At 60.0% G+C, this 11,534-nt stretch carries 10 protein-coding genes; 5 read left to right on the forward strand and 5 right to left on the reverse strand.

What is annotated here, in order from left to right:
* Positions 1-125 precede the first annotated feature (125 nt).
* Positions 126-1,319: an enoyl-ACP reductase FabV gene (gene fabV / locus M5B43_RS25715; RefSeq protein ID WP_248752696.1), complete on the forward strand. Its 1,194-nt coding sequence runs from the start codon at positions 126-128 to the stop codon at positions 1,317-1,319.
* 42 nt (positions 1,320-1,361) lie between these two features.
* Here the strand turns inward: fabV and M5B43_RS25720 are convergent, their stop codons facing one another.
* Entirely contained in the window at positions 1,362-2,600 is a 1,239-nt protein-coding gene (locus M5B43_RS25720; RefSeq protein ID WP_248752697.1) for a CyaA/EF/ExoY family adenylyl cyclase toxin, read from the reverse strand.
* Positions 2,601-2,904: 304 nt separating this feature from the next.
* Between M5B43_RS25720 and M5B43_RS25725 the strand changes: the two genes are divergently transcribed.
* Entirely contained in the window at positions 2,905-3,528 is a 624-nt protein-coding gene (locus M5B43_RS25725; RefSeq protein ID WP_248752698.1) for an HAD family phosphatase, read from the forward strand.
* On the opposite strand, the gene M5B43_RS25730 is transcribed toward M5B43_RS25725, so the two are convergent.
* Positions 3,525-4,430, reverse strand: a complete 906-nt coding sequence (locus tag M5B43_RS25730; protein ID WP_248752699.1) for a LysR family transcriptional regulator — start codon at positions 4,428-4,430, stop codon at positions 3,525-3,527. The two genes, M5B43_RS25725 and M5B43_RS25730, sit on opposite strands and share 4 nt — an antisense overlap.
* Before the next feature lie 103 nt (positions 4,431-4,533).
* On the opposite strand from M5B43_RS25730, the gene M5B43_RS25735 reads away from it, so the two are divergent.
* Complete coding sequence (locus tag M5B43_RS25735) at positions 4,534-5,712, forward strand: aspartate aminotransferase family protein (protein ID WP_248752700.1); 1,179 nt, start codon at positions 4,534-4,536, stop codon at positions 5,710-5,712.
* On the opposite strand, the gene punR is transcribed toward M5B43_RS25735, so the two are convergent.
* On the reverse strand, positions 5,684-6,607 hold the full coding sequence (gene punR / locus M5B43_RS25740; RefSeq protein ID WP_248752701.1) for a DNA-binding transcriptional activator PunR: 924 nt from the start codon (positions 6,605-6,607) through the stop codon (positions 5,684-5,686). The genes M5B43_RS25735 and punR overlap by 29 nt on opposite strands.
* A 122-nt stretch (positions 6,608-6,729) precedes the next feature.
* Between punR and punC the strand changes: the two genes are divergently transcribed.
* A complete protein-coding gene (gene punC, locus M5B43_RS25745; RefSeq protein ID WP_248752702.1) occupies positions 6,730-7,914 on the forward strand; it encodes a purine nucleoside transporter PunC in 1,185 nt (394 codons plus the stop codon).
* Here the strand turns inward: punC and M5B43_RS25750 are convergent.
* A complete protein-coding gene (locus tag M5B43_RS25750) occupies positions 7,911-8,744 on the reverse strand; it encodes a nucleoside-binding protein (protein WP_248752703.1) in 834 nt (277 codons plus the stop codon). The two genes, punC and M5B43_RS25750, sit on opposite strands and share 4 nt — an antisense overlap.
* Before the next feature lie 143 nt (positions 8,745-8,887).
* The gene (locus M5B43_RS25755; protein ID WP_248752704.1) at positions 8,888-9,835 is read right to left on the reverse strand and encodes a LysR substrate-binding domain-containing protein; all 948 of its coding nucleotides are present in this window, start codon (positions 9,833-9,835) and stop codon (positions 8,888-8,890) included.
* A gap of 172 nt (positions 9,836-10,007) precedes the next feature.
* Here M5B43_RS25755 and M5B43_RS25760 point away from each other — a divergent pair, with 172 nt between their 5' ends.
* The gene (locus M5B43_RS25760; RefSeq protein ID WP_248752705.1) at positions 10,008-11,510 is read left to right on the forward strand and encodes a nucleobase:cation symporter-2 family protein; all 1,503 of its coding nucleotides are present in this window, start codon (positions 10,008-10,010) and stop codon (positions 11,508-11,510) included.
* Positions 11,511-11,534 lie beyond the last annotated feature (24 nt).

An 11,534-nucleotide genomic window follows, 5' to 3' on the forward strand; every position in this document is an offset into this window, starting at 1 on the left:
AGTTTTGCGAACAGAAGATTTGCGACTATCGTGACGCTTCGGTTTTTCGGACGTCATAGACCGGTACGATTGAAGTTGAATGGCCACTATTGGCCTTCGGCACCTTGGAAGAGGCAGAAATTTTTATGATCATCAAACCGCGGGTTCGTGGCTTTATCTGTGTGACCGCTCACCCTGTTGGCTGTGAAGCGAACGTCAAGGAGCAGATCGACTACGTAACCAAACATGGCGCCATCGAAGGCGGCCCCAAGAAGGTGCTGGTCCTCGGCGCTTCTACCGGTTACGGCCTGGCCGCGCGCATCAGTGCTGCGTTTGGCTGCGGCGCCGACACCTTGGGCGTGTTTTTTGAGAAAGAAGGCGAAGAAGGCAAGCTGAGCTCCGCTGGCTGGTACAACAGCGCCGCGTTCGAGAAGTTTGCCGTCGAAAAGGGCCTGTACGCCAAGAGCATCAACGGCGATGCGTTCTCCGACGAGATCAAGCGCCTGACCATCGAAACCATCAAGAAAGACCTGGGCAAGATCGACCTGGTGGTCTACAGCCTGGCCGCGCCACGCCGTACCGACCCGCAAGGCGTGGTGCACAACTCCACCCTCAAGCCGATCGGCAAGGCCGTGACCCTGCGCGGTATCAATACCGACAAAGGTGTTGTGGTCGACACGACCCTTGAGCCTGCGACCCAGGAAGAAATCGACGGCACCGTGAAAGTCATGGGTGGCGAAGACTGGCAGCTGTGGATCGACGCCCTGCGTGACGCCGATGTTCTGGCCGAAGGTGCCAAGACCACCGCATTCACCTACCTTGGCGAGAAGCTGACCCAGGACATCTACTGGAACGGTTCCATCGGCGAAGCCAAGAAAGACCTCGACAAGAAAGTCCTGACCCTGCGCGAGAACCTGGCTGCACTCAAGGGCGACGCCCGTGTGTCGGTGCTCAAGGCGGTAGTCACCCAGGCCAGCTCGGCGATCCCGATCATGCCGCTGTACCTGTCGTTGCTGTTCAAGGTGATGAAAGAGCAGGGCACCCACGAAGGTTGCATCGAGCAGGTCTACGGCCTGTTCAAGGACAGCCTGTACGGCAGCCAGCCTAAGCTCGACGCCGACGGCCGCCTGCGTGCCGACCTGGCCGAGCTGGAGCCGAAGGTCCAGGACGCCGTGGCGGCGCTGTGGAACCAGGTCACCGATGACAACGTCAACGAGATCAGCGACTTTGCCGGCTACAAGGCTGAGTTCCTGCGCTTGTTCGGCTTTGAGATCGACGGCGTGGACTACGAGGCTGACGTGAACCCGACCGTGAAGATCAACGGTCTCATCTCGGCTTAAGTGACGTGTTGGACAGCAGCCTCGATGAGGCTGCTGTCAGATTCACTGTTTCGTACTGTGGGGCAAGGGAAAGGCCCGCGCCAGCCGTTCTTGTGCATGGGCGAAGCCGGAGCGTTTTATCCCGGCCACTTCTTTTTCCCAAAGTGGGTTCAGGGGCACCTGATAACCACTGTCTTTAGCCGTTCTTACCAGTTCTGCCATTTCCTTACTGTCGTTGATGACGCAGATTTCTTCGAAACGCCCCAATTTGCTCGGCAGAAAAAAAGTTGTCGGGTAATTGGTCGCCACGTCTGTCGCCGGGCTCCCTGAATCCGCGTTGTGGTGAACTACCCGTTCTCCATCACCGACCAACCTCTGGTTGATGAGCCCTATCATTTGCGTGATCCGCGGCGTGGCATTGCCGAGGTCGGGGTCTTCTTTGGCGTAGAAATGGCTTGCGCTGTCGTAGTCTGCGCGCAGCGCTTGCGGCACCTGGTAGGTGTCGTTATTGGCGTGGCGCTGTCGGTAGCCGTCGATCCGGCCGGTGTAAACACTGTGGGCGACATCGGGTACCGGCAGCTTGTCCTGAGGGCCGTAATCACCGAGGTGAGGTGCGACCATATGCAGGTCATAGTCGGCGGTCAGTGCTTTGCCTTCAGGGCTTTTGGCCAGCACTTCCAGGGGGTTGCCCTGGTGACTGATGACATAGCGGTTGTCTGAAGGCGACACGCGTTTTGCTTCGAATGCGTACCACTGATGGCTGGGCCCCTGGGCCTTGAAGCGGAGCGTGCCTTGGACATCTGGGGCTGTCAGCTCAGTGAGCTTGCCAAGTCCCCTGAGTTCATCAAGGCGATTGCGGGAGATCTCCAGCGGAACTGCGACCGCATGGCCTTCATTGATGCACGCCTGTACTTGCCCGTTGGCGCTGGCGACTTTCCCGGGGTTCTGTCCTGCAAACTTTTCGAGTTTGCTGAATGCCTGGTCCGTACAGATCAACCCTGCCTGGGGCCCCCAGTCGGCACTCTTGCCTTTGATGTGGAAATCCTTGGTGGGGTGCCCGTCTTCTATCAGCCCGGTTGCCACCGACTCTACCGGGCGTATGCCGATGATGGTGTTGGTCTGCGCCGCGATGTTTTGCAGGGGAATCAGGTGGCTCGATACGATTCCGGTCTTTTCTTTGACGTGCTCAGCTGCGACGCTTACTGGGGCCAGCGCTTGAGGTGACGTGGCGAGCCGGCGAAGTTCCTGTGCCTCCCGACTGAATGCGCAAGGCGAAATAGCAGAGGTAGTAATGGCTGTCATTGGAAGCTCCACGTAGTGTTGGATTCACGTTGGATATCCCTTCCGGACCGATGATTTCCTTAGTCGCGCAGAGGCACACTAAAGACGTTGAGTGTTTTGTGGCGCTAAAAAGTATGACCAGTTGTATGAAGTCGCAGCTGACGGCGTACTCTCAAAGCCCGAGTGCAAAGGGCGACAACGGGGCGCATCGTATATGAAGCCTGAAACTATCAGAGCGGTCCTACGAATGTTTACTCGCGGCTGCCTGTCACGGGATGCAAGACTTACGCAGCTATAACGAACGCCACACTAAACGGAGGGTCGCATGACGATTCGTGCAGTAGTTTTTGATTTCGGCGGTGTTCTGTTCGATTGGAGCCCGCAACACCTGTACCGCCAGCTGATTACCGGTGAGGATGAACGGCAGTGGTTTCTCGACAACATCTGCACCCAAGCCTGGAACACCGAGCAGGATGCTGGACGTACCCTGGCTGAAGGCACCCGGGTCCTGATTGATCAGTACCCCCATCACCAGACGTTGATCCAGGCGTATTACGACCGCTGGCACGAAATGCTGCGTGGCCCGCTGCCGGAGGGCGTGGCGATCCTTGAAGCGCTGCATCAGGCCCAGATGCCGTTGTTCGGGCTGACCAACTGGTCGGCTGAAACCTTCCCTTATGCGCGGGCCAACTATCCGTTCTTGCACTGTTTTCGCGACATCGTGGTGTCCGGCGAGTTGAAGCTGATCAAACCCGACGCCGCGATCTATCACGCCAGCCTCGAGCAGGTCCGCGCCCACCTGCCGGATATTCAACCGCGCGAAGTGGTGTTTATCGATGATGTCGCCGGCAATATCGAGGCGGCCGTCGCCTTGGGGTGGCAAGGCATTCACCATGTGTCTGCCGAGCGCACCGCCGCGCGTTTGCGCGAGTTGGGCGTGGGGTTCTAGCGTGCCCACTTCTCCATGACGAAGTCGACGAATGCGCGCAGTTTGGGCAGGCGATAGCGGTCCTGGCCGTAGAGCAGGTGCATGGGGCGGCAGGGCAGTTTATAGGTGGTCAACAAGGCCACCAGCTTGCCGCTCTCCAGGTCCGGTTGCACCAGGGCATCGGGCAGCATGACGATGCCCATGCCGTGCACAGCCGCTTGGCGCAAGCCTTGCGAGCTGTTGATGGTCAATGAGCCGGACACCGGAACCTCCACATCGCCTTCCTCACCGCTCATGCGCCAGAGTTTATCGGTATCGCGCCAGTTGTCGGTCGATGGGTAGGCGAACGCCAGGCAGTCGTGCTGTTGCAGGTCAGCGGGGGTCAGCGGTGTGCCGCGTCGTGCCAGGTAGTCCTTTGATGCGCAGAGGGTGAGGGTGTAAGCCTGCATTGGCCGGGCGATCAGGCTCGATGTTTCCAAATCGCCAAGGCGGATCGCTGCGTCGAAGCCGCTGTCGACCATGTCCATCCGCTGGTTGCTCAGCACCACGTACAGGTTGATCAGCGGGTAGCGCTGGGAAAACTCGCTCAAGGCGGGCGCCAGGCGTTCTGTGCCGAACACCGGTGGCGCGGTGATGCGCAGGCTGCCCTTGGGGATGTCGCTATGGGCTTGCTCGGCCAGTAGCTCGGAATCGGCCACCAGGCCCAGCACTTCCAGGCAGCGCTGGTAATACTGGCCGCCAAACTCCGTGAGGCTCTGTTTACGCGTGGTGCGTTTGAGCAGGCTGACCCCCAGCCGTTGCTCCAGCGCGCGCAGGTGATTACCGACCATGGTGGTCGACATTCCGCACTCCTGGGCCGCGGCCGTCATACTGCCGGCCTCTACGACTTTCACGTACACCGACATCGCCTGGAACAGATCCATTATCAAGCCCTGATTCAAAGTCATTGCAGGAATGCACAGTTTATCCAGCAAGAGTGGCTAACGATACTGCAGCCATCACCACGATGCCCTGGAGCTCGCCACCATGACTGCCGCTTGCCTGATGACCACGTATCAACCCTTGGCCTTAAGCTTTACCCGTGGCTTGGGCACGCGCCTCTGGGACCAGCAGGGGCGCGAATACCTCGACGCGGTCGCCGGTGTGGCAGTGACCAATGTCGGCCACTCCCATCCCAAACTGGTGGCAGCCATCAGCGAACAGGCGGGTTTGTTGCTGCACACCTCCAACCTGTACAGCATCGATTGGCAACAACGCCTGGCCCAGCGGCTGGCCCAGCTATCTGGCCTGGATCGGGCCTTCTTCAATAATTCCGGCGCCGAGGCCAATGAGACGGCGCTGAAACTGGCCCGGCTGCATGGGTGGAAAAAGGGCATTGAACAGCCGTTGGTGGTGGTGATGGAAAATGCCTTTCACGGCCGCACGCTCGGCACCATGGCTGCCAGCGATGGGCCTTCGGTACGCCTGGGGTTTCAACGCTTGCCGGGAGATTTCATCAAGGTGGGTTTTGGCGACATGGCCGCGCTGGACGCGATCACCGAGCAATTCGGCACTCGCATCGCGGCGGTGCTGCTTGAGCCGATCCAGGGCGAAAGCGGTGTGCTGGTGGCGCCGCCCGGTTACCTGAAGGCCCTGCGCGACCATTGCACACGCCACGGCTGGCTGATGATGCTCGACGAGATCCAGACCGGCATCGGGCGCACCGGTACGTGGTTTGCCTTCCAGCACGAAGGCATTGTTCCGGACGTGATGACCCTGGCCAAGGGCCTCGGCAATGGCGTGCCCATCGGCGCCTGCCTGGCGCGGGCCGCGGTCGCGCAGTTGTTCACGCCGGGCAGTCATGGCAGCACCTTTGGCGGCAACCCGCTGGCCTGCCGCGTGGGGTGTACGGTGTTGGACATTATTGAAGAGCAAGGTCTTTTGCTGAATGCGGCACGCCAGGGCGAACACTTGTTGGCGCGGTTACGCGTAGAGCTGGATGAACACCCACAAGTGCTGGCGGTTCGCGGCAAGGGCTTGATGATCGGTATTGAACTGGCCGGCCCTTATCGTGACCTGGCCCAGCGTGCCGCCCAGGAACATGGCCTGCTGATCAATGTGACGCGGGGCAAGATCATTCGCCTGCTGCCGCCGCTGACCTTGGACGGCAAGGAAGTCGAGATGATCGTGCGGGCCATCAGCCGCTTATTGGGTCAGGACCATTGAGCCATTCCTGGTTGAGTGTCTCGGTGTCTCCCAGGTACTCCAGCAACCACGCCATGGCCGGGGACAGTTTGTTCTGCGCCCAGGCCACGCACGACGGGCTGGCCGGGAACGGCCGCCTCAACTGGAGTGCCACCAGCTCGCCGCGTTCGATCCATGGCAAGACTTGATGCGCCGGCGCCATGCCGACGCACAGGCCATCGCGCAGGCAATCGAGCGCCGATGCCCAGTGGGGCACTACCAAGCGGCGCTGGTTATCCAGGGTCCAGGTGTCGCGCTTGGGCAGGTTGCGCGAGGTGTCGGTCATGCACAGCGAGGCGAACGGGCGCAGTTGGTCGTCGCTGAGCAAACCGTCCAGCGCGGCCAGCGGGTGCTTTGCACTGACCACGCACAGCCAGTTCAATAGTCCCATGTCACGGAAGGTGAAGTGACTGGCCACCGGTACCGCGCTGGTGGCACCGATCACAATGTCGGTGCGGTCATCGGCCAAGGCGTCCCAGACGCCGTTGTACACCTCGTATTCCAGCAGTAATTCCACCTCGGGAAATTGCCGATAGAAATCGAGCACCAATTGCCGGCAGCGCTGGGGTTTGACGATCGAATCGACGGCCACCTTCAACTGGCCACTCCAGCCATTGGCCACCTGTTGGCATAAGCGCCGTGTGCCGAGCATTTTTTTCATCACGCTGCGGGCTTCGTCTATAAAGAGTCGGCCGGCCGGGGTCAGTTCTACATCACGGTGGCGCCGGATAAACAGCGGCACCGCCAGCCACTCCTCAATCTGACGCACGGTATAGCTGATGGCCGACGGCACACGGTGCAGCTCCTGGGCCGCGGCGCTGAAGCTGCCGTGGCGTGCGACTGCATCGACGACATCCAGCGAGTATTCGGACCACATGGCGATTGCCTTCAAAATATTTGATAGGGATGTCCAATTATTATCGCTTCACACAAAAACTGTCAGCTTCATAATGGGCGCCAGTCAGCAAATAGTTTGATGGCAGGATTAACAAGGCTTCGATGAAAAATTCTTTTGGTTTCACCTGGTATCTGGCGGGGCTGAGCATGCTCGGTTACCTCGCCATGGACATGTATTTGCCGGCGTTCGGCGCCATGGGCGAGCAGTTGCAGATTGGCGCGGGAGCCGTGGGCGCCAGCTTGAGCATTTTCCTCGCCGGTTTTGCCGTAGGGCAGTTGTTATGGGGCCCGCTGTCGGACCGCCTGGGGCGCAAACCGATCTTGCTGATGGGGCTGAGCCTGTTTGTACTCGGATGCCTGGGCATGTTCTGGGTCGAGACGGCGCCGCAGTTGCTGGCATTGCGCTTTATGCAGGCGATTGGCGTATGTTCCGCTGCCGTGAGCTGGCAGGCGCTGGTGATCGACCGCTACCCGGCCGAAAAGGCCCACCGCGTATTCGCCAGCATCATGCCGCTGATGTCGTTATCGCCGGCGCTGGCGCCACTGTTGGGGGCGATGGTGTTGAACCACTTCGGCTGGCAGGCGATTTTCGGTGTGTTGCTGGGCGTTTCGCTGTTGCTGTTGTTGCCGACGTTGTTCCTGCGCAAGATGCCCAAGCGTGCGGCGGAGCAGGGCGAACCTGCGCGCCTCGGTTACGGGCAGTTGCTGACCTCCCGTGTGTTTACCGGCAATGTGATGATCTTCGCGGCCTGTTCGGCCAGTTTCTTTGCCTGGTTGACCGCTTCGCCGTTCATTCTTGGCGATATGGGCTACAGCCCTAATGACATCGGCCTGAGTTACGTACTGCCGACCTTGGCGTTCCTGGTGGGTGGCTACAGTTGTCGCAGTGCGTTGCAGCGTTATCAGGGCAAGACCCTGCTGCCTTGGTTGCTGTTGGCGTATTGCATCAGCATGGTGGCGTTGTACCTGGTCGCCACCTTGACCGTGCCAACCCTGACCACCTTGCTGATTCCCTTCTGCCTGATGGCCCTGGTCAACGGTGCCAGTTACCCGATCGTGGTGGCGAATGCGCTGATGCCTTTTGCGGAAAATTCCGGCAAGGCGGCGGCGCTGCAAAATACCCTGCAACTGGGCTTGTGCTTTCTCAGCAGCTTGCTGGTGTCGTCGATGCTTGACCAACCGCTGCTGATTACCGTGATCGTGATGCTGGCGACCGCGCCACTGGCGGTTTTGGGGTATTGGTTGGCGCGGCCGAAAGCTGACGATTCCGAGTTGGCTGCCGCCTAGAACGTCACTTCCATATTCACCGTCGGCGTGGAAGTTCGGGTGCCCAGGCCACCGTCCACGCCGAACTTGTGATGCCAGTATTCGTAGCCCACTCCGAGGTACAGGTTCGGCTTGACGCTTTTGCCCGGGCGTACCGCTACCATCAACGCGGTGCGCATCAGGGTTTCGGGGGCGGTGTCGCGGCCATGGTAGTCCTCGCCTTTTTCTCCGACGTAGTTGATGAACCCCTGGAACTTCGCGGCGTGGTTGGCGATTTCGAAGGGGCGCATCCAGGCCAGGTTGAGCATGTAGGTGTCGTCGAACGTATGGTTCGACTCCTTTGCGCCGGGAATCCCGGTGTGGTTCTTTTCCTTGTAGTACATCAGGCTCAGGTCCAGCACGCCGACGGTGTTGAACTTCAACGTTGGGCCGATGACCAGGGCGCGTTTTTTGGCTGAGGCGAAGTTATTGTTGCGGTTGGCATCAAAGCCCAGGGTCAGGGCGTAATCCTTGACCAGCCCGGTGCCCAGCGGCACGTCGAATACCCGCGAGGCGTACAGCTGGTGCCGGTATACCGCGTACACCTCGCTGCCTCCGTGATCGGTACCCTTTCGCGGGTCGCGGCTGTCGGACAGGAACACATCAAGGTTCAGGTAGTTGCTGCCGTACTGATAGCCGCTGGCGTGGGTGAAGCTGTAGATACGTTTGCTGAAGTCGTCGGGGTTGTTCGGATTAGTGAAGTGCTGGCCGTAGCGAAATCCTACGCTGTTGTTCATCCATTCCACCGCGACAGCCTCCCCGCCGCCGAGGAGTGAGAGGAATACGGTTGCGCCGTGCAGTGCCTTTTTCATTGTTTTAGTTCCTTTGGCGTTTGGCTCATGGCGACCTTGCAAGGGCCGCCGCGCGCAGTATCGGCACAACGCTGGCGCACACCAAAGAACAGAATCTCGCCTGGGCCGATGCCGAAACGGCAGCAGCACTGTTGCCCTGGGAGTCAGTAAATACGTGGCGCGCAGGGTGCTTCTTGACGTTCCCGCAGGGCGATTTCTTCGCCCAGCAGGTGGCCAAGGGCTTGCACCGCCACAGGCAGGTCGCGGTCTTTGCGTGCATACACACCCAGGTCGCTGAAGATGCCGCCCTGGTCGCTCAAGGGAATGTGCAACAGTTCGCCGCGCGCCAGGTCGGCCTCGATGCCGATGCGGGTCTGGAAGGCGATGCCCAATTGCTGGCGTGCCAGCTGCCGCGCCAATTCCATCGAGTTGCTGTGCAGTAACGGCTTATTCGCCGCCGCATGTTTGTGCAGCGGGGCAATCAGGTGGTGCACCGACAGCTCGCTCTTGGCCTGGATCACCCCATGTTCGCAGCATTGCCCGTAGCTCACGCAGCGTTCGCCGGCCAGTGGGTGCTGCGGCGTCATCAGTGCGCCCAGGCGGAAATGGCCGACACACAACTGGGTGATTTCGTTGCTGCGCGGCAGGGCAAAAACCAGCCCCAAGTCGGCTTGACCGTTGATCACGGCGTCCGGAATCGATCGGGAACCTTGCACCGTGACGCCAATCGTCACTTTCGGATAGTGCTCGCGCATGCGCTTGAGGGCGGCCGGCAGCAGTTCGACGGCGGCGCCTTCAACCGTGGCGATTTCCACATGGCCGGTGGACACACCGTGCAAACCATCCAGCTCAGCGCGTACCCGCTCCACATCCTGCAATAACAACGTGATGTGGCGCGTGAGGATCTCGCCCGCGGCCGTCACCCGCAGGCCACCGGGCAAACGATCGAATAACGCGGCGCCCATCTCGTCTTCCAGCTTGAGGATCTGACGGTTCACGGCGGATGACGCCACGTTCAGGCGCCGGGCCGCTTCGCGGATCGAGTGGCAGCGGCGCACCATGTCGAAGTAGTAGATGGCCGGGGCGTGTATACGCAACTTGCGGTTGAGCATTTTTTTCAGGTCCTTTTGCACACGGCTTCAGGCCACGGGGCAGGGCGGCTGAATGGATTTTTGTAACGCCGATAAGGAGATTATTGTGAAATTGATTGTATACAACTCTATGGACATCCCGTCTTTCCTTTGCATACAGTGAGCGCACAACAAAAACAGAGAACCCCTCACCATGACTATCCCGAAGGCGTCACCGCAGCGGCCAGAAGATGAGAATCTCGGCGTCGCCGCCAATATGGCTTACGGCCTGCAGCATGTGCTCACCATGTACGGCGGCATCGTTGCCGTACCGTTGATCGTTGGCCAGGCGGCGGGGTTGTCGCCCGCGGATATCGGTCTGTTGATCGCTGCATCACTGTTTGCCGGCGGCTTGGCCACCCTGTTGCAAACCCTCGGCCTGCCGTTTTTTGGCTGCCAGTTGCCACTGGTTCAAGGCGTGTCGTTTGCCGGTGTGGCGACCATGGTGGCGATTGTCGGCAGCGACGGTGCTGGCGGCGTGCCGGCGATTCTCGGGGCAGTGATGGCAGCGTCGTTCATTGGCTTGTTGATCACCCCGGTGTTCTCGCGGATCACCCAGTTTTTTCCGCCGTTGGTGACGGGGATCGTGATTACGACCATCGGCCTGACCCTGATGCCCGTGGCGGCACGCTGGGCCATGGGGGGCAATAGTCGCGCGGCGGATTTCGGCAGCATGCCCAATATCGGCCTGGCAGCACTGACCTTGGTGCTGGTGCTGCTGCTGAGCAAAATCGGCAGTGCAACCCTCTCGCGTTTGTCGATCCTGCTGGCGATGGTGATCGGCACCGTGATTGCGGTGTTCCTCGGCATGGCTGACTTCTCCGGCGTTGCCCAAGGGCCGATGCTCGGTTTCCCCACTCCATTCCATTTCGGCATGCCGACCTTCCATGTGGCCGCGATCATTTCCATGTGCATCGTGGTGATGGTGACGTTGGTGGAAACCTCGGCGGACATTCTGGCGGTGGGCGAGATCATCGATACCAAGGTTGATTCCAAACGCCTGGGCAACGGCCTGCGCGCCGACATGCTGTCGAGTATGTTCGCGCCTATCTTCGGCTCCTTCACTCAGAGCGCGTTCGCCCAGAACGTCGGCCTGGTGGCGGTGACGGGGGTGAAGAGTCGTTTTGTGGTGGCAACGGGCGGGGTGTTCCTGGTGATTCTTGGCCTGTTGCCCTTCATGGGGCGCGTGGTCGCGGCCGTGCCGACCTCCGTGTTGGGCGGCGCCGGGATCGTGTTGTTCGGCACCGTGGCCGCCAGCGGTATTCGCACGCTGTCGAAGGTGGATTACCGCAACAATATGAACCTGATCATCGTCGCCACTTCCATCGGTTTTGGCATGATCCCCATCGCTGCGCCGAACTTCTACGATCACTTTCCTACGTGGTTCGCGACCATTTTCCACTCGGGTATTAGTTCCTCGGCGATCATGGCGATTGTGCTGAACCTGGCGTTCAACCACTTCACCGCCGGTAACTCGGACCAGCAGTCAGTGTTCGTGGCGGGGACTGAGCGCAGTTTGTGCTTCCAGGATGTGGCGGCTTTGCGCGATGGGGATTACTTCAGCGGTGGTAAATTGTTTGATGCTGAGGGCAAGGAGATTCCGTTATTGGCGCAAGTGCCGAAGAAAGCCACCCAGCCTGAGACCAGCGAAGTCTAAAACGGTGGAAGGGGCTTGCCCTAA

Source organism: Pseudomonas sp. MWU15-20650 (genome assembly GCF_023242475.1).
In the GTDB taxonomy this organism is placed as follows: Bacteria; Pseudomonadota; Gammaproteobacteria; order Pseudomonadales; family Pseudomonadaceae; genus Aquipseudomonas.

Coding starts and splice junctions, on each gene's coding strand:
- M5B43_RS25755 (WP_248752704.1), bottom strand. CDS start 9,835: ATGCTCAACCGCAAGTTGCGTATACACGCCCCGGCCATCTACTACTTC.
- M5B43_RS25735 (WP_248752700.1), top strand. CDS start 4,534: ATGACTGCCGCTTGCCTGATGACCACGTATCAACCCTTGGCCTTAAGC.
- punC (WP_248752702.1), top strand. CDS start 6,730: ATGAAAAATTCTTTTGGTTTCACCTGGTATCTGGCGGGGCTGAGCATG.
- M5B43_RS25760 (WP_248752705.1), top strand. CDS start 10,008: ATGACTATCCCGAAGGCGTCACCGCAGCGGCCAGAAGATGAGAATCTC.
- M5B43_RS25720 (WP_248752697.1), bottom strand. CDS start 2,600: ATGACAGCCATTACTACCTCTGCTATTTCGCCTTGCGCATTCAGTCGG.
- M5B43_RS25725 (WP_248752698.1), top strand. CDS start 2,905: ATGACGATTCGTGCAGTAGTTTTTGATTTCGGCGGTGTTCTGTTCGAT.
- M5B43_RS25750 (WP_248752703.1), bottom strand. CDS start 8,744: ATGAAAAAGGCACTGCACGGCGCAACCGTATTCCTCTCACTCCTCGGC.
- fabV (WP_248752696.1), top strand. CDS start 126: ATGATCATCAAACCGCGGGTTCGTGGCTTTATCTGTGTGACCGCTCAC.
- punR (WP_248752701.1), bottom strand. CDS start 6,607: ATGTGGTCCGAATACTCGCTGGATGTCGTCGATGCAGTCGCACGCCAC.
- M5B43_RS25730 (WP_248752699.1), bottom strand. CDS start 4,430: ATGGATCTGTTCCAGGCGATGTCGGTGTACGTGAAAGTCGTAGAGGCC.